Source organism: uncultured Flavonifractor sp., assembly GCF_944387675.1.
In the GTDB taxonomy this organism is placed as follows: domain Bacteria; phylum Bacillota; class Clostridia; order Oscillospirales; family Oscillospiraceae; genus Flavonifractor.
Genome location: NZ_CALXFV010000043.1, coordinates 1 through 17,809, shown reverse-complemented (window position 1 = coordinate 17,809; position 17,809 = coordinate 1). Strand labels below are relative to the sequence as shown.

At 59.4% G+C, this 17,809-nt stretch carries 18 protein-coding genes; 2 read left to right on the top strand and 16 right to left on the bottom strand.

Annotation, left to right across the window (positions count from 1 at the left end):
* Window positions 1–376: 376 nt before the first annotated feature.
* The 16 genes from Q0J74_RS05815 to Q0J74_RS05740 all read right to left on the bottom strand — a co-directional run bounded on the left by Q0J74_RS05815 (window position 377) and on the right by Q0J74_RS05740 (window position 14,969).
* Complete coding sequence (locus Q0J74_RS05815; RefSeq protein ID WP_297212016.1) at window positions 377–1,399, bottom strand: XdhC family protein; 1,023 nt, start codon at window positions 1,397–1,399, stop codon at window positions 377–379.
* Complete coding sequence (locus Q0J74_RS05810) at window positions 1,396–2,259, bottom strand: TylF/MycF/NovP-related O-methyltransferase (RefSeq protein ID WP_297212013.1); 864 nt, start codon at window positions 2,257–2,259, stop codon at window positions 1,396–1,398. Before Q0J74_RS05810 ends, Q0J74_RS05815 begins: the two co-directional genes overlap by 4 nt.
* Window positions 2,256–2,864: a nucleotidyltransferase family protein gene (locus tag Q0J74_RS05805; RefSeq protein WP_297212010.1), complete on the bottom strand. Its 609-nt coding sequence runs from the start codon at window positions 2,862–2,864 to the stop codon at window positions 2,256–2,258. Before Q0J74_RS05805 ends, Q0J74_RS05810 begins: the two co-directional genes overlap by 4 nt.
* 16 nt (window positions 2,865–2,880) lie before the next feature.
* Entirely contained in the window at window positions 2,881–3,957 is a 1,077-nt protein-coding gene (locus Q0J74_RS05800; protein WP_297212006.1) for a sulfate/molybdate ABC transporter ATP-binding protein, read from the bottom strand.
* Window positions 3,954–4,622, bottom strand: coding sequence for a molybdate ABC transporter permease subunit (gene modB / locus Q0J74_RS05795; protein ID WP_297212003.1), 669 nt, complete (start codon window positions 4,620–4,622; stop codon window positions 3,954–3,956). The genes Q0J74_RS05800 and modB overlap by 4 nt, the downstream gene beginning before the upstream one ends.
* 8 nt (window positions 4,623–4,630) lie before the next feature.
* On the bottom strand, window positions 4,631–5,497 hold the full coding sequence (gene modA, locus Q0J74_RS05790) for a molybdate ABC transporter substrate-binding protein (protein WP_297212000.1): 867 nt from the start codon (window positions 5,495–5,497) through the stop codon (window positions 4,631–4,633).
* A gap of 114 nt (window positions 5,498–5,611) precedes the next feature.
* The gene (locus Q0J74_RS05785; RefSeq protein WP_297211998.1) at window positions 5,612–6,547 is read right to left on the bottom strand and encodes an MOSC domain-containing protein; all 936 of its coding nucleotides are present in this window, start codon (window positions 6,545–6,547) and stop codon (window positions 5,612–5,614) included.
* A 3-nt stretch (window positions 6,548–6,550) separates the two neighbouring features.
* Entirely contained in the window at window positions 6,551–7,522 is a 972-nt protein-coding gene (gene moaA / locus Q0J74_RS05780; RefSeq protein WP_297211995.1) for a GTP 3',8-cyclase MoaA, read from the bottom strand.
* Window positions 7,494–8,009: a cyclic pyranopterin monophosphate synthase MoaC gene (moaC, locus tag Q0J74_RS05775; protein ID WP_297211993.1), complete on the bottom strand. Its 516-nt coding sequence runs from the start codon at window positions 8,007–8,009 to the stop codon at window positions 7,494–7,496. The genes moaA and moaC overlap by 29 nt, the downstream gene beginning before the upstream one ends.
* A gap of 3 nt (window positions 8,010–8,012) precedes the next feature.
* Window positions 8,013–9,038 carry a molybdopterin-binding protein gene (locus Q0J74_RS05770; RefSeq protein WP_297211990.1) on the bottom strand — a complete coding sequence of 342 codons (1,026 nt, stop codon included), beginning with the start codon at window positions 9,036–9,038 and terminating at the stop codon, window positions 8,013–8,015.
* The gene (locus Q0J74_RS05765) at window positions 9,035–10,102 is read right to left on the bottom strand and encodes a histidine phosphatase family protein (RefSeq protein ID WP_297211988.1); all 1,068 of its coding nucleotides are present in this window, start codon (window positions 10,100–10,102) and stop codon (window positions 9,035–9,037) included. Before Q0J74_RS05765 ends, Q0J74_RS05770 begins: the two co-directional genes overlap by 4 nt.
* A gap of 132 nt (window positions 10,103–10,234) precedes the next feature.
* Window positions 10,235–11,173 (bottom strand): NTP transferase domain-containing protein, encoded by a 939-nt coding sequence (locus Q0J74_RS05760; protein ID WP_297211986.1) that lies wholly within the window; start codon window positions 11,171–11,173, stop codon window positions 10,235–10,237.
* Window positions 11,174–11,268: 95 nt separating this feature from the next.
* Window positions 11,269–12,270, bottom strand: a complete 1,002-nt coding sequence (locus Q0J74_RS05755) for a xanthine dehydrogenase family protein molybdopterin-binding subunit (protein WP_297211983.1) — start codon at window positions 12,268–12,270, stop codon at window positions 11,269–11,271.
* A gap of 17 nt (window positions 12,271–12,287) precedes the next feature.
* On the bottom strand, window positions 12,288–13,577 hold the full coding sequence (locus Q0J74_RS05750; RefSeq protein WP_297211980.1) for a xanthine dehydrogenase family protein molybdopterin-binding subunit: 1,290 nt from the start codon (window positions 13,575–13,577) through the stop codon (window positions 12,288–12,290).
* 17 nt (window positions 13,578–13,594) lie between these two features.
* On the bottom strand, window positions 13,595–14,071 hold the full coding sequence (locus tag Q0J74_RS05745) for a (2Fe-2S)-binding protein (protein ID WP_297211977.1): 477 nt from the start codon (window positions 14,069–14,071) through the stop codon (window positions 13,595–13,597).
* Between the two features lie 22 nt (window positions 14,072–14,093).
* Window positions 14,094–14,969 carry an FAD binding domain-containing protein gene (locus Q0J74_RS05740; RefSeq protein WP_297211973.1) on the bottom strand — a complete coding sequence of 292 codons (876 nt, stop codon included), beginning with the start codon at window positions 14,967–14,969 and terminating at the stop codon, window positions 14,094–14,096.
* Between the two features lie 1,091 nt (window positions 14,970–16,060).
* Here Q0J74_RS05740 and Q0J74_RS05735 point away from each other — a divergent pair.
* Window positions 16,061–16,768, top strand: coding sequence for a hypothetical protein (locus Q0J74_RS05735; RefSeq protein ID WP_297211970.1), 708 nt, complete (start codon window positions 16,061–16,063; stop codon window positions 16,766–16,768).
* Between the two features lie 176 nt (window positions 16,769–16,944).
* A complete protein-coding gene (locus Q0J74_RS05730) occupies window positions 16,945–17,550 on the top strand; it encodes a hypothetical protein (RefSeq protein ID WP_297211968.1) in 606 nt (201 codons plus the stop codon).
* Window positions 17,551–17,809 lie beyond the last annotated feature (259 nt).

The following is a 17,809-nucleotide window of genomic DNA, read 5'->3' as shown; positions in this document are numbered from 1 at the left end:
CTGGGGTAACAGAGAGGATGCTTGGCTGTTGTCCGGCGTATTCCTCTTTGGCGCCGGTCCCGTCCGCCGCCCAGGCGCCTGCCTGGAAGAGTACCGCCATCACACTCAGTACCGCCAACAGGCGGATGACTCGCCCGCATTTTGTCACAGTCCGTTCCTCCTCCTTAAGGCGCGCCGCAGCGCCGCGGCCGCAGACCTGTCTTGCCCTTAATATAACATGATTCTCCTGCACCTGCAAGATTTGGCGGTTCTTATCGGACAAAAGATGCGCATTTTTCCGCCCCTTGAAAAGCAGGGCGGCATGGACGCCGGAGCCTTCCGGTTGTGACGGATTTTTGGGCAAATGGAAGGGGCGCCGCGGCGCCCCTCTTGTGTACTAATGCTTCAATTTATCTCCAGCCCGAATCTGGATGAGCTGGGCGGCAATACTCACCGCGATTTCCGCCGGCGTTTCAGCGCCGATGTCCAGGCCGATGGGAGTGGTGATGCGGGCCAGGTCGGCATCGTTAAAGCCCTCCTCCCGCAGGAGGGCGAACACACCGGCGGTTTTTCTGCGGCTGCCGATGACGCCGATGTAGCGGGCGGAGGTACGCAGCATCTGGGCCTGCACCAGCTGGTCGTCTTTATGGCCGCGGGTCATGACCACCACGTAGTCATCCGGCTCCACGGTGACAAAGTCTGCCAGACGGGTGTTGTCCACCAGCCGGGTCTCCTCCGCGCCGGGGAAAAGCTCCGGGCGGCAGAATTCCGGCCGGTCCTCCAGCACCACACAGCGGAAGCCAACTGTGTGCAACACAGGCACCAGAGCCTGGGAGACGTGTCCTCCGCCAAAGATATAGACTCGGCCGGCCAGGAAGAGCGGCTCACAGTAGTACGTCCGGCCTCCGCTGGTACGCTGGCAGGGAGTGCTGCCTAACCCGTCGGTCACCGAGGGGGGCAGGGCAAGGCCGGACATGCCGCTCCGGACGCTGTAAAGCCCCATGGCTCCGCTGCATCCGTCGGTCATTTCACAGATCAGCCAAGCCGGCTCCCCCGTACGGAAGCAGGTTTCAACCTGTTCCGTCAGTGCCAGAACGTCACGGTCTCCGGCGGGAATATGGCGAAAGTAGACATCTGCCGCGCCGCCGCAGATCATGCCCAGATCCTGAATCTGATTTTTGTGCAGGCGAAAGTGCTCCAGGCGGGTGCCGCCTGTTTGAAGCAGGTCGCCGGCCATCTGCTGGCTGCGGTATTCCACCGCGCCGCCGCCAATGGTGCCGCACAGGCGGCCCTGACGGGTGACCACCATTCGGGCGCCTGCCCCCCGGGGGGTGGAGCCGCTGCTGGCCACCACGGTAACCAGCACCGCGTCTTGGCCCTGGGTCAGAGCGCTGTGAAGAGCGGCAAACAAAGATCTCATGGACAATCAGTCTCCTTTCCGGGCCGGATGAGCACGGCGGTGCCGTGTAAATCGCACAGCGGGACCAGAGGAAGGGGACCATGTCTGTGCTCATAGTCGGAGACGGCCCGCTTTACCCCGTCAAACTGCCTGCTGTTATAATCGTGGAGAAGAATGACGCCGCCCGGACTCAGCCTGGGATAGAAAAACTCCAGGCCTGCCAGAGTAGGGGCATAGAGGTCGGCATCCAGGCTGACCAGGGCAAAGTATGTATCCAGACCCTGAACGGTTTCCGGGAACCGGCCCTGCCGCACCACCGCCTGCTCTGGGTGGGGCAGACGGGCCAGGACCTCCTCCACACCGGTGTCGGAGAAATCCATGGACCGGATTCCGGTTCCGCCGCCGGATTCCTGATGCAGATCGCCAGGGGGAAATCCCTGGAAGGTGTCAAAGAGATACAGCCTGCGCTGGGGAAACAGAGCGTTCAGCTGCCAGGCAAAGCCGCCCCGGTAGACGCCCAGCTCGGCCAAATCGCCGGGTACCTGACCGAGCCGCTGGGCCATACGGCGCAAAACAGCACCCCGAATGTCGAGGCAGCCGGCGAGCTGGCCCAGGGAGAGCAGGGGACCCGAGTAACCCAGAGCCCGGGCTTGCCGTTCCAGCTGGCAGCTCCGCTCCTGGTCCAGTACCCCCAGCAGCACCAGTTCAGGTCCGGTGGCCAGAGCCTGGTCTACCGGCAGGACGGGGGGGCAGGCCTCTGCGTTCCAGGCGGCGGGGGAATTGTCTCCGAAAGCACACAGACAGACTGTATTCCAATCCAGCAGGGCTTCCGCCGCCCGTCCCACCTGGCCCGCGCCCAAAATTACCATCCGCTGTTTCATGCGCTGCACCTCTGCTTTCGGGAGGCCTGATATACCTGAAGCAGGGCGTCGTACTGTTCTTTGGTGTCGCCGTCCATACACACGCCCGGATCGTCAGTTTCCAGCTCCCGGACGGGTACGCCGCAATGTTCCACCAGCCCGCCCAGTCCGCCTGCGCCGCGGTAGGTGCGGATAAGGGGAATGAGGTCGGTCCGGAAGACCACGGGATGTCCCGGCTCCCCCTGAAATACCGGGCGGACAAATGGGGCGTCCAGGGTCAGCAGGGCTTGAACCGTCCGGGGCTGTACCAGAGGAACGTCCGCCGGTGAGAGCAGGATTCGGCTGCATTCCTGGGGAAGCGCTTCCAGGCCCAGACGCAGAGAGTCCAGCATCTGGGTGTGCCGGTAATCCGGATTGTGAACAAAGCGGACACCGCAGCCCGCCAGATGTGCCTCCAGCTCTCTGTGCCGGTAGCCGGTTACCACCACGGTTTGGGCCTCTGCCCCCCGCATCAGGGCAACCACCCGGCCAATCATGCTCATCTCGCCGATGGGCAGCAGCGGCTTAAAGGCGCCCATACGGGAGGATAGACCCGCCGCCAGAATGACGGCGCCCAGTTGTTTCATGGCGCTCACCTCTTGTTTAATCTGGATGCAGCTCGGGCTGTGCCGGCGCCTGTCCGGAAAGGAGCAGGACGTTGGCGGGGGCCACGCCTAAGGCATCCGGCAGGGTCTGGGGCCGGCGGTCTTTGGGAATGCGCCACCACAGGTCGGGGGCGGCCGGACTCTGTCCCTGGTAACGAAACTGGAGAATATGTTCAAATGGCTCTTCCATCTGACCGGTAAAGTGAACAGGATAGAGGTTCTGGGCGGATTTGGCGTTAAAATAGTGAGCCCGGATGCCTACGGCGCACACCTCGTCCTCCACCGGCCTGGCGGTGGACAATCGGATGCCCCAGGCGGGTACTTCCACCTCGTATGTCCCGGTTTTCCGCGCCGGCGCGATATTTTTACAGCCGGTAAGCCGGGCGGCCTGAATGCTGCCGGGGTCGGCGAAGAGGGCTTTGGTGTCTTTCAGGGTCAGGATGCGGCCCTGATCGGTGACGGCGATCTGGCTGCACAGGTGATAGGCCTCATCCCGGCTGTGGGTGACCAGCAGCGCCGGTTTACCGAACCGGGCCAGCAGCGCCTTGGTCTGGAGCTGAAGCTGATCCCGCAGCTGACTGTCCAGGGCGGAGAAAGGTTCATCCAGCATCAGCAGATTGGGCTGATTGACCAGGATGCGGGCCAGAGCCACCCGCTGGGCCTGGCCGCCGGAAAGCTGAGGGGGGCGCAGCTGTTCCAGCCCCTCCAGGCGCATCATGGACACCGCCTCTTGAAGGCGGGCCTTCCGTTTGCGCCGGTCTGGCTCCCGGCACAGGCCGCACAGGATATTTTGCGCCACCGTCATATGGGGAAACAGAGCGTAGTTTTGGAACAGGTAGCCCACCCGGCGTTTTTGGGGGGGTAAATCAATGCGCCTGCGGCTGTCGAACAGGGTAACGCCATCCAAGATGATGCGCCCGCAGTCGGGCCGCTCGATACCGGCAATACACCGCAGAGTCATGCTTTTCCCGCTGCCTGAGGGACCCAGCAGCCCCAGGGTTCCCTCCCCGGACTGGAATGCTACCTGAAGAGTGAAAGTACCCAGGCGCTTTTCAATATCTACCACAAGACTCACTGCCGCACCCCCGTTCCGCTGCGCCGCTCCATCAGATTGACCACCAGCAGTACCGCAGCTGAGATTGCCAGATTGACCATTACCCAGACAAAGGCGCCGGCCTCGTCATTGGTGCGCCAGAGCTGGTAGACTGTGGTGGAGATGGTGGCTGTTTTGCCTGGGGTGTAGCCGATGAGCATGCTGGTGGCTCCATATTCCCCCAGAGCGCGGGCAAAGGCCAGCACCGTGCCGGCCAAGATGCCCTGACGGCAGGCGGGCATCCGGATACGCCAGAAGATATAGGTGTTGGACAGGCCCAGGGTCTGCCCGGAATAGGCCAAGGTCTGGTCAAAGCTCTCAAAGGCGCCCCGGGCGGTGCGGTACATCAGGGGAAAGGCCACCACCGCTGCGGCCAAGATGCCGCCGTACCAGGTCATCACGAACCGGATGCCGAACTGGGAGAGAAACAGGCCGAGAGGCCGCCGGCTGCCGAAAAGCAGCAGCAGGAAATAGCCGCACACCGTGGGGGGCAGCACCATGGGCAGGGTCAGGACCACATCCAGCAGACCTTTGATCCAACGGGGCAGCCGGGCGGCGTAATAGGCCGCGAGGATACCCAGGAAAAACACCAGCACACAGCTGATGCCTGCGATGCGCAGCGAGTTCCACAGGGGATACCAGTCCATGGCGCTCCTCAGGCGGGGGAGAAGCCGACGGCCTCAAATACGGCCATGGCCTCCGGGGTGGACAGATAGTCCAGGAACGCCTGAGCCTCGTCAGGGTGCTGGCTGGCATTCAGAACGGCGGCGGGGTAGATAACCTGCCCGCACATCTCCACTGTGGCGTAGTCCACCGGCGTCAGGCCGGCGGAGAAAGCGTCGGTGCAGTAGATGATGCCGCAGTCCACGCTGCTTTCAGAGACCTGGGTGGTGACCTCCTTGACGTTGCTGCAATAAGTAATGGACCCGGTGCTGGCCAAGGTGGCCTCGTCCAGCTCATAGTAGGCCAGGATCTTCTGGGTGTACTGCCCCACAGGCACATCGGAGTTGCCCATGGCAAGCAGAATGGAACCCTCCCTCAGCTGGCGGGCCATATCCTCATAGCTCTCAATTCCGGCGGGATTGTCCGGGGGTACGCAGAGCGTGACCCGGTTTTCCAGCAGATTAAGCCGGCTGCCCTGGAGGACAAAATCCAGGCCGGTTTCGTTTACGGAGGGGTCGGCGGTACTGTCAAGCTGATCCATCTGCTGCTGGCCGGCGGAGATAAAAAGGTCGCATGGCGCACCCTCCTCAATCTGCGTTTTAAGGGTGCCGGAGGAGTCGAAATTAAAAGTAAGGGTGACATTGGGCGCCTCCGCGGCGTAGAGCTGGGCAATTTCGTTGAGGGTTTCGGTCATGGAGGCGGCGGCGAAGACAATGAGTTCAATGCTTTCTTCCGGCTGGGAGGACACCGTCGGGGAGGACCCCGCCGGCGCAGAGGGTTCTGCCGGTTCGGAGGAGGTGCAGGCGGTGAGACTTGCCGCAAGGCACAGTGCCAAAAGCAGGGCTGTGAGTCGTTTCATATTCCATTCTCCTTTTCTTTTGCTGTTCGCAAAAAGCGGCTGCGGTGTAATGGGTATTGCGCCGCGCCGGGAAACGGGCGTGGATTTACACGCTCTGTCCGCAAGAAAAATCACTTATGTCCGGGCGCAGTCCTGGACGCTGCCGCGCAGCAGGCCCAGGGCGTGGGGCAGGGTATCCAGAAAGACGTCCATACTCTCCATGCAGGCTTTGGGGCTGCCGGGCAGATTGATGATCAGACTTTTGCCGCGGATGACCGATACCGCCCGGGAGAGCATGGCCCGAGGTGTGATGGCCAGAGAGGCGGCCCGGATGGCTTCGGCGATGCCGGGAACGTTCCGGTGGGCCACAGCCAGGGTGGCCTCCGGCGTGATATCCCGGGGGCCAAAGCCGGTGCCGCCGGTGGTGAGAATCAGATCCAGCTGCCGTTGGTCGCACAGGCGGATGAGCTGGTGCTTCAGAGCATCGGCCTCGTCGGGAAGCAGGAGCTGCTCCACAACCACAAAACCACTGTCTGTCAAGCGCCGGACGATGGCGGGGCCGCTCAGATCCTCCCGCTGGCCCGCCGCGCCCTTGTCGGACAGGGTGAGGACCGCCGCCTGCCAGGGCAGAGGGACGGTGCGGGGCTGGATGGTCATTTCGTCGCCCACAGTGATGGAACCGGGTTCCAGCACCCGGGCAAATACGCCCTCCCGGGGCATAATACACTCCCCCATCTTCTGGTAGATGGCACAGTGGCTGTGGCACTCCTTGCCGATTTGGGTCATTTCCAAAAGCACGCCGCCGCACCGCAGCAGGGTGCCTACCGGCAGGGAACGGAAGTCTATTCCCTCCACCACCAGATTTTCCCCGAAGGCACCGGGAGCCACTCCGGCACCCTGCTGATTGAAGGCGTCAATCTTGTCCTGGCTGAGCAGGGAGACCTGCCGGTGCCAGGCGCCGGCGTGGGCATCTCCTTGGATGCCGTGCTCCACGGCAAACCAGGCCTGTTCCACAGCGGTTTTCTGTATGCCACGCACATTACTGACACATATGGCCCGAACCTTTCCCATAGCCTATCCTCCTATCTGGAACATAGCCCGGCGCTCCGTGGCGCCGGAGTGCTGATTGAAGCAATGAGCCAGCGGTTTGCCCCGGACGGCGCCGGCCAGGGCCAGGGTCAGGGCCTCGTCGGTACAGCCGGCCCGCAACAGTCCCCGCAGGTCGGTTCCCTCCCCGTAGCATAGGCAGGGTTTTAGGGTTCCGGTGCTGGTGAGGCGTACCCGGTTGCAGCTGGAACAAAAGGCGTGGCTTACCGCCCCGATCAGTCCGATACGTCCCGTCAGTCCGTTGGCGGCATAATACTGGGCGGGACCGTTGCCGCGCCGCTCGGACGTGGCGTGCAGGTCGGGCCAGGCAATCCGCAGCCGGGCCAGGGCCTCGTCCTGGGAGATACCGGTCAATTTCCTGCCCTCCCCTATGGGCATCAGCTCGATAAAACGTACGTCTACCGGCCGGGCGGCGGCCAGGCTGGCCAACAGGGCCAGCTCGTCGCTGGTCTCTGGCAGCAGCACGGTGTTGATCTTGGTGCGGATCCCCCGCTCCACACAGGCATCCAGCGCCTCCAGGACCCGGGTCACCGACCTGCCGTCGGAACCGGTAATCTGGTGATAGCGTTCCGGTCGGAGAGTGTCCAGGCTGATGTTGATCGCGTCCACACCGGCCTGGGCCAACGCGTCCAGGTACTGGGGCAGCAGCAGGCCGTTGGTGGTCAGGGTGACCTGCTCCACGCCGGGCAGCGCCTTCAGCCGTGCCAGGAAATCGGCGCAGTCCTGGCGCACCAGCGGCTCGCCGCCGGTGATTTTAAACCGGGTTATCCCAATCGCAGATGCGGCGGCGCAGATGCGCAGCAGCTCCTCATAGCGGAGGGTATCGCTGTGGGTACACAGCGGCACCCCATGGGGCATGCAGTAGCGGCAGCGCAGGTTGCACCGCTCTGTCACCGATACCCGAAGATAGTTAATGTTCCGTCCCCACTGATCCCTCATGGCCGCACGCTCCCTGTCCGTAGATAAAATGGCCGCTTTTGCCTCCCTGCTTTTCCAGCAGATGGATTTCCCGGATGCACATGGCCCGGTCTACCGCCTTGCACATGTCGTATACGGTCAGCAGCGCCACGCTGACTCCGGTAAGGGCCTCCATCTCCACGCCGGTACGGCCGGTACACCGGACGGTACACAGTGCCTCAATCTCGCTGCGCTCCGGGTGGAGCGTGAACGCCACAGAGGCATTGTCCAGAGCCAGTACGTGGCACAGGGGGATGAGGCCTGCGGTCTGCTTGGCCGCCATAATGCCGGCCACCTGGGCTACCGCCAGTACATCGCCCTTTTTTGCCCGGCCCTCCTGGACCATGGCCAAGCAGTCCGGGCGCATGGAGATCACGCCCCGGGCCGTGGCAGTGCGGTGGGTAACATCCTTTTGGCTGACATCCACCATGATGGCGTTGCCCCCCTCGTCGATATGGGTAAAGGCCATCGCTCACACGCCCTTTCCAAACATGCAGTTGGGGAAGCGGCACTCCGCGCAGTTCAGGCACAATCCTCCGTGGCCCAGTCCCGCCAGCTGATCGGCCGTAACAGGTACGCCGGCCAGCAGAAAGGGCAGCACCAAATCGAAGATGGTACGCTTGGCGTACATGACGCAGCCGGGCAGGCCGCAGATGGGGCGGCCATCGGCGGTATAGGCAAGCAGGAACATGGCGCCCGGCAGGACCGGTGCGCCATAGCTGACAACCTGCGCGCCGGTATTCCGAATGGCCAGAGGTGTGCGGTCGTCGGCGTCTACGCTCATACCGCCGGTACACAGAATCAGCTGCGCACCCTCCGCCAGCATTTCGTTGATGGCAGAGGTAATCTGCCGGTTATCGTCGCCCACGATTTGATGCCAGCCCGTCTGGCAGCCGTATTCCGCCATTTTTTCCTGGATAACTGGGGAAAAGGTGTCCTGAATGCGCCCGTGATACACCTCGCTTCCAGTGGTGACCAGGCCATACCGCAGGGGCCGGAAGGGGAGCAGCTGGAGCAGGGGCTGGGTACCCGCTGCCTCTCGGGCGGCCTCCATCTTCGCCTTTTCAATGACCAGGGGGATCACCCGGGTACCGCACAGCTTATCCCCCTTCTTAACCGGAAATCCGGAGCTGCGGGTGGCAATCATCATCTCCCCCAGGGCGTTTACCCGGCGCAGCCGCTCCACATCCACCAGCAGAAGCCCGTCCACATCTGCCACCAGTTCGATTTTTCCCTCTTTGGGCGGCGTGGCGTGCATGCCGGGTCCCTGGCACAGACCCCTCAGGATATCCGCTGCGTCGTTCTCATGGAGCATGTTTTCATTGTTTTCCCAGATATAGATGTGCTCCTTGCCTACGCTGAGCAGAATGGGGATGTCCTCGGGGCGGATGATGTGGCCCTTGCGGAATACTGCGTCCTTGGTGACTCCCCGGACGATTTGAGTGATGTCGTGACACAGCACCTGACCCACGGCATCTTCAGTTTTGATCAGCTTCATGATGGTTGCCCCCATTTCAAATGGTATTCCTCCAGAATCTTCCGGGCGTCCCGATAGCGCCGCTCCCAGGCCTGCCTGGCATCCTGGGTGCGGCATTTTTTCAGCGAGGCGGCAAAGCGCGCCTCCAGGCTGACGGGGCGATTTCCCTGAACCAGCTTGTCCGCCAGGTATAGCAGCCGCGCTTCGGTACCGGCTGACGGCGGCAGGTCATGGTGGGCGGCGATAAGGGATGCTACGGCGGGATAGCCGGCCTCTTCCAGCAGCTGAGCCCCCTGCCGGGCGTGGTCGGGTGCGCCTCTGGCAATGTCATGGAGTAGACAGGCGGCCTCCAGCAGGGGGCGGTCCGTCTGGCCGGGGGGGAGCTGACTGGCCAGTTCCAGGGCGGCCCGGGCTACTGCCTGCCCGTGGGCGCGGATCTCTGGGGCTGTACCATGGCGATGGAGCAGGGCTTCCAGCAGGAGGGGAGGGGGGACGGGGTCGGGCTGCAGGCCCACGCTGATTACGGCAAAGCGACCGCCGGTCCAGGTGAGGGTAGAGACGCCGCCCCAGGGTTGACGGACGGACAGCACTCGATCCGGCTCCAGCCCCAACAGACCGGCCAACCAGCCCCGGCCGGCGCCGCCGTGGCCCACGATGACAATGTCTCCCTGTGTATGTATCAGAATCTCCTGAATGCACCGCCCCAGCCGGACGCCCGCCTGGGAAAAGCTCTCCCCGCCCGGCGGCGCCACGGTTCCCAGGTGTGCGCCCCTGGCGGCATACAGCTCCGGCCACTGGGTCCGGATCTGGTCGTAATGCAGCCCTTCCCATGCGCCGCCGTCCATTTCCCGCAGCCCGTCCGCTTGCCGGACGGGCAGTTTGTCCCCGGACAGGATGCGGGCAGTTTCCCAGCAGCGGGAGAGGGGACTGGAATAGACAGCGGTCAGGGACCGGTCCGCAGCCCACTGCCGCAGCCGCCCGGCCTGATATAGTCCCACTTCATCCAGCGGCAGGTCGGTGCGGCCAATCCAGCGGTGGTCGCTGTTCCGGCATTGTCCATGGCGGATAAAGTAGAGTGTTCTCATGACCTTTGGGCCAGCCCGTTACGGCTGGACGGTGGGGCGATGGCGTTTCTATCTGGGCGAAGGAGAGGTCGCTGGGGGGATGTCATAGACATTACCTGCCTTTTTCGACAATTTTTCGTCCGAGCCGCGCCCTCAGCACAGCTCCGGAGGAAACAGCTGCTGAAACAGCGGAAGGGAGAAGGCCTGGATTTGCGCCTGATATTGCAGATAGGCATCCAATAGGCGGTGTCCCTTTTCCGTCATCCGGCTGGTGCCTCCGTCCGCCCCCCCGGAGGTGCGTTCCACCAGAGGATAGCCCAGGGCGGTTTCAATCCGCCTTAGGAGCGTCCAGCCCTTGGAGTATGACATGTGCATACAGGCGCAGGCGTCCTGGATGGTGTGGGTGTGCTCAATCATGCTCAGAAATTGTACAATTTCAGGGGTTAGGACAACCCCGGACTTGGAGACACACACATGAATATCCGGACAGAGTCTGCCCTTGTCCCTGATTTCCCGCTCCGCCCGGCACAGACGCTTGAAATCGGATGCGGAGTTGGCGTCCAATAAGACACCGGGATCTTCCACCGGAACTTGTACGACAGAAGCTCCCATATCCAGCAGCGCGCCCCGCAGGCCGCCGCCGCCGGTGTAGCGCGATAGAGAGGGAATCAGACTGTGGTGGAGCAGAATGGGGTGACCGGATATACCGTCACAGACCGGGCAGATGATATCCCCATGCATCTGGACCATGGCCCGGAGGGTGGATGCCTGCACCAAAGGGACATCCGCGGGGGTGAGGAAGACATAATCGTACGGCTTCTGCAGGGCTTCAAGGCCCAGAAGCAGGGAGTCAAACATCTGGGTTTGAGCATACTGACGATTCTCCACCAGCCGGATGTCAACGGAGCTTAAATAATCCCTTAGGATCTTGGATTTGTAGCCGGTAACAGCCACAATTTCCGCCACGCCGGCGTCCCGGAAGCCGCGAATCATTTTTTGAATGGCGGGTTCCTCACCCAAACACATCATGGGGGGCAGGCCGTGGCCGCCGGCAGACCGGCCGGCTGCCGCAATGACCGCTGCATACTTCATAACGACCTCACACGTCCTGTTATTATTTACATAACGCCCCCCCAAAAAAATGCACAGACGTGCATTTTTTTGGCAGCGTTAAGCTGTGGCGGAGCTTAAGCTCCGGCTTCCTTGGCCTCCAGAGCGGCCAGAACCTTCTCCGGAGTGATGGGCAGATGATCCATTCTTACGCCGACGGCATTGTAGATGGCGTTGGCAATGGCGGGTGCCTGGGGATTGGAACTCATTTCGCCCATGCCCTTTGCGCCGTAGGGGCCTCTGGGGTCCTTGATTTCCACGATGGCATTTTTCATTACCGGACAATCCATGGTGGTGGGAATGATGTAGTCGGTGTAGCTGTTGGCCCAGCCGGCATCATCGGGATATTTGGGATAGAGATTCTCCATAAGGGCCATTCCGACGCCCATAACTGCGCCGCCGTCAAACTGGCCTTCGCACAGCAGGGGATTGACTGCGGTGCCGATCTCGTAACCAGTGAACAGATTTACCACCTGCACATATCCGGTCTCGGTGTCCACCTCCACGTCGGCCACACACACGGCGTAAGCCATGGCGGCGCAGAAATCCATAGCGCCAGTGATGGGATCAACAGGTGCTCCGGGGGGAACAAGATAGGCGCCCACGCCCACCACAAAATCACCGCCCCAGGTGGAGGCGTTGCCAATGTCGGCATAGGTGGTGCAGATTTCCGGATTGTCCTTCTTGTAGATCTTGACGCCGTCAATTTCCAGCTCGTCGGGATCGACATTCAGCATTCCGGCAGCGAAGCGCTTCAGGTTGCGCTTAAAGTCCTGAGCGGCCTTGATCACAGCGTTGCCGGCAATAAAGGTAACCCGGCTGGCGGCAGTGTCGGTAGACCAGGTGACATTGTCAGTACCCTTGTTATGCAGGGAGATCATGTCGATATCAATACCCAGCTCCTCTGCGGCAAACTGCCGAAGAACGGTCTTGCCGCCCTGGCCATAGTCGGTTACACCGCTGAGCAGGTCAACTGTGCCGTCGGGCTTCAGTTTGAGCAGGGCCTGGTCCGGGTCGCCGCCGCCCTTAAAGCCCGTGGGGTGCATTACCGCTGAAATACCTCTACCCTTTTTAATCATAATCCGTACCTCCCCTCTTATTTCGAGCTCATAGCCAGCAGTTCGGGAGAAAGTGTCTCTCCGGCCAGTTTTGCGGTGGCCTGCAAGGTTTCAATCAGACCCACGGCGTGCATTTCCTGCTGGGTAGAACTCAAGGTGCCTTCCTTCCATGCATTCTTGAAGCGCAGCTCCCACGGGGACATATTGAGTCTCTCAGCGACCTTGTCCATGTGAGTCTCCATGGCAAACTGGCCGATGTTGATGCCGAAGCCACGCATGGAAGTGGCAACCTGCTTGTTGGTGAACACGCAGTAGCCGTTGATGTGGACGTTAGGCACGTCGTAGGGGCCGGTAATGGTAAATACACTCTTATCCACCGCGTAGGGGCCAAAGCCGCCGTAAGCGCCGGTGTCGTGAATTTCCTCGATCTGGCGGGCCACAATCCGGCCGTCCTTGGTGACACCGTCCTTGATGTGGAACTGCCAGGCACCCCGCATCTGGGAACAGACCATCTCTTCCTCCCGGGTCCATCTCCACTTGCAGGGCTTCTGAGTCAGCAAAGCCATCAGGCCAACCAGGTGGTCGGCAACAGGGTCGTTGCGTCCGCCGAAGCCGCCGCCCACGGTGCCGCCCACCATGTTCAGCTTGTTCAGAGGCAGCCCCAGGGTGCCGGCGATCATGGTGGCATGGAGGGAGGGGGCCTGAGAGGTGGTGTAGATAATCAAACGACCCCGCTCGTCGATGTCGCCGATGGAGCAGCAGGTCTCCAGCATGGCGTGCTCGCCCACACAGGTGGAGTAGTCGCCCTCCACAATGAGATCAGCCTGGGCGAAGCCCTTTTCAATATCGCCCTTCCGCAGCTGGCGCACCCGCATACCCGGCTCAAACTCCCACAGGTTGCCTTCGGGCCGGATCTGCTCGGCGTCGGGCTTCATAGCCTCCCGGGGATCAAAGATGGGGGTGAGTTCCTCCAGATCGACCTTTACCTTGGAGAGAGCCTCCATGGCGCTGGCCTCGTCCACCGCGGCTACGGCCGCGATGACCTGGCCCCGGAAGCGCACTTCCTTCTCCGCCATAACCGGATGGTCGCCGTAAAAGCCGCACAGGTTGTGAGGCACATCCTTGGCGGTGGCCACGGCATACACGCCGGGACACTGCTTGGCCTGCGTGGTGTCAATGTTCAGAATGTTCGCCCTGGAGACAGGACTTCTGAGCACTTTGATGGTCAACATGCCGGGCAGCATGATGTCGTCAACAAACTGGGTCTTGCCGGTAACATGGCCGAGACTGTCATACCGGGGCATGCCTTGTCCTACATAACTACCCATATGAGCATCCTCCTTTATCAAATCTTACCAAATGTACCCTTAGAAGCCTCATAAACGGCGTCTACGTACTTTGTGTAGCCGGAGCATCTGCACAGATTGCCGGCAAGCGCTTCCTTGATTTCTTCCTTGGTGGGGGAGGGATTGCTCTGAAGGAAAGCCACAGACGCCATGACAAAGCCCGGCGTGCAGATACCGCACTGGGGCGCGCCCATCTCGATAAACGCCTTCTGTACGGGATGCAGCTGCGTGCCATTGCTCAGCCCTTCCACGGTCAGAACGCTTTTTCCCTGCATGGTCAGCGCCAAAGTGGCACAGGACTTGACCGCCTTGCCGTCCACCATTACCGTACAGGCACCGCAATCGCCCCGGTCACAGCCGCATTTGGGGCTTACCACCCGCAGTTTGTCACGCAGGACCTCCAGCAAGGACTCTTCGGGCTTCACCAGAACCTCCACCGGCTGGGAATTCAATGTGAATTTCAGAACCTCAGACATATTCGACACCTTCCTTTCGCAATCATTGCAGGCATGCGCCTGCTACAACCCGCTTCACCACCACTTTGGCGACCTTTTTGCGGTATTCTGCAGAGCCTCTGATGTCGTCAATGGGGGAGATCTCATCTGCTACGGCCTCTGCTGCCTGGGCAATCAGCTCCTCCGTTACGTCCTTGCCTTCCAGCATCTTTTCGATCTTTTCCAGACGCAGGGGCGTGGGCGCCACGGACCCTATGGCAATGCGGATGCAATTGCAGTGGGTGCCGCTCATATCGGCCTGCGCTGCGCCGTTGACAACAGACAGGGTTTCGCCCTTTCTGCGGCCCAGCTTTTCAAAGCTGCCCTTTCCGGCGGGCTTGGGGATGATGAACTCGGTGAGAATCTCACCCGGACGGATGTCGGTCTTGCCGGGTCCCTGGAAAATCTGCTCCACCGGCTCTGCCCGCTGGCCGCTCTTTCCGGCAAACACGGCCACAGCGCCCAGCGCAATCAGGGCGGGTACCGAGTCGGCGGCAGGAGAGGCGTTCATAGCGTTGCCGCCGATGGTGGCCATATTGCGGATGGTCAGGCCGGCCAGCTGGCTCAGAGCCTGCTTCAGGACAGGAACTTTATCGGCCAGCGAGGAGGCCAGAATGTCCGACATGGTGGTAAGCGCGCCAATGTGCAAGTCGCCCTTTTCATCGCATGTTATATAGGAGAGGCCGAGATTTCCCAGATATATCATGTTGAAATCGGTGGCGGAGGCATCGTACTTGTCATACCAGCCGCTTCTGGCGGGATTACTTTTCATTTTTGGAACGATATCTGTTCCGCCAGCTAGGAGAACGTTTTTTTCGCCGGACAAGTTCTCCAGCAGTTCCAGGGCCTGCGCAAGACTTGTGGGGGCATAATACTTCATGTTTTCAACTCCTCCTTGTTTTTTTCGTGATTGAGACTCATCAACCTGACTTGTGCGCAAGTTCCCCAGCCAAAACCTCCTTTCCATGCACCGGGCATACCGCCCTTTGCGGCGCCCGCTTTCATGTTTATGCACCGGTGGAAGAGGTAAAAAACAGAAATGGGTGCGGTCCTGCTGCGGCGGTTCCGGTCGGTATGGGTATTTGCCTTTTTTATATAGCAGCAATCAATGTGCCAAATGCAGGTTGTGAAAAAAAGTCAAAACCCACCGAATTTTGGACAAAATAATGGACGCAGGGGAGCCGGGCCGGATGAGGACCTGCGGTTGAATATAAAAGTAGACAGTGGAGGAGAAAGGGGGCGTCCAAGTGTGGGGGCCCGCTTGGGGGGCCGTTCTCCCATCTCCCGCCCGCCAGGGATGTCTATAGGATACGTATATAAAAGTAGACAGAATTTTTAGGTGGTAAAAAAAGGAGGAAGCAAAGAAAGGCTTGTATTTTCTGAGTTTAGGCAAAAAAGCAGTATATACTTAAGTTTACACTTATTGTATTTTGACAAGAAAAAAACCTAATGCAGACCGTATTTAAGCTGAAAAGGCGGCGGAAAATTTTGCCATAACAGTACAGGCAAACCGAAGGAATTGCCGGGCAAGAGAGGCAAAAACCAACTTGCCGAGGTCCAGAGGCTGCGTGGGGCGAACGCTTGCTCTCAAAAACTGAGGCAAGAAGTTCGGTCTGGAATTGAAAAAGAACCTGAATTTTTACGGAAACCGCGGAGTCAAGGGAAGCCAGAAGGGCTTGCTTGCTGTGGTCTACAGACAACAAGCCCGTTCGGTCGCTTGAGCAAGTTTCTCTTGAAAATATCGTCTTACTCTTTGGGATTACTCCAGCACCCAGTTTACGGCACCAAAAATGAGTCCTGCGGTTGCAGATTCTGCGCAAAAAGCGGTGAATTTTTTGCAGCTGAGTCACAACGGCAGAATGATCATTATGATAAAAAAGGGACACCCGGGAGAGGGCGCGGCGGGCGGCATTGCGGAGCGCCAAGTCTGGGTGCCTATATCCGATTCGGCAAGGAGGGGCCTTTCTCGTGATGAAAAAGAAAGTTGTTGCGGCTGTGGTCTGCCTGAGTCTGCTGCCGCTGTCCGGGTGCGGGAGCGAGTCTGCACCTTCCAACCAGGAGCTTTGGGCGGCGGCCATGGCCGACGCGGTATTCAGCGAGGACAACGAGATTATGGAGCTGGTCTGTCTGACGCAGCAGGACCCGCAGGTTATCTGGGACGAGGCGGGGGAGCGGGTGCTGCTGGTTACCTGGCACGGCTATGAGGAGCCGTGTGAACCTGGAGAGCCTTTGCCATACAAAGGCATCTGGGCCACCTCCCTGGGGGAGCTGACAGCCTGGTATCTGGAGAGCGGCAGCGAGGTCACCGATTGGGACCTGCGCTTTGCACAACTGCTGGGTATGCCGGATGACGGCAGCTGCACGCGGTTTTCCGCCTTCTGGGTCTCGCCGTCGGAGGTGATCCGCCCCGCTTATGTAACCGATGTAACCGCCCAAATGGAAAACGGATATGACCAGATTGCGGACCCTGCGTATCGGACCTGGTTTGACAGCAACATCATCTACTCCTATTTTGAAAGTGAATATCCCTGGACCAGGCTGGGTTACACCTATGACTGGAGCGGCGGGGATTCGGTATACGGCCTTACCGAGTTCCTGATTGCCGACGGGAGTGCGACGGAAATCGCTTTTACCGATTCCACGGAAGAGTTTGTAGCCTGGCTGGATTCACAATCCTGATATCCAGGACAAAACCGCGCCCCCGCCTTTGCCGGCGGCTTTACCGGCAGGGCAGGGGCGTGATTTGAGCGCGTGTTCCTGAATGGCCAAGCTAAGTGCAACAGGAATGGAACTCAATTGTCATCTTCAACACTTTGCGCTATAATTGAGACAATTCTACAAACGGAGGACCTGCGATGATAAGTGAATCAGTCAAGGCGGAGATAGATAAACTTATTAAAGAAATATGGATGAATGATATTTGCGAGGATTACAGGCGGGGTAATCTAATAAAAGAGGCCAGTTTACAAACTAGTTTGTATCATCATATCCGGACTCGTTTTGGTGCACACCTTGAAGAAAATAACCTTTATCTTTATCCAGAGTTCTATTTTAAGGGGTTGAAGTTCCGTGCCGATTTGGCAATCGTAGAAATGGACATGAACAAAGAAACTCAACGATTGTCAGATCGTGTGACAGATATTGCTGCCGTTATTGAGTTGAAGTATGATGGAGGATACGCCAAAACGACAGAGGATTGGATCAAATCAGACGGAGAGAAGCTAAAAGCATATGCCAGAGGGTTGAACTATAATTGCCAGTATTATTGGGGTGTTGTATACGAAACAGAGTGCATATGGCTTCACTGGCTTGATAAACGCTCAACCAATACTTGGGGAAAGGGTAGACTGACAGAATTGAATGCAGGGCTGTTAGATGGTCAAATGATATTTGAGATCAACTCTTATAACAACATGAATGTAAGTCATGCGAAAAAAGGATGTACTCCCTCATGGTGGTAAAGTTAGCCGTTGCTCCTATTATAAAAGTATAGTAATTGCGATCTAGAACCTTACTTCACAAAAAGCACAAATCCGAACCAGGCACCAATGGGTGCAGGGTTCGGATTTGTTACTTGTGGAACATCGCAACAGGATACTGAGTGAAATCTTAGAGGGCCGATTATCCGTTATGGCTTGTATTTAGATAAGGTACAATAAGGGACCTGTTGACAAAAGCTGCAAACACCCCATTCCCATGGTATAATTAAAATAAGGGAGG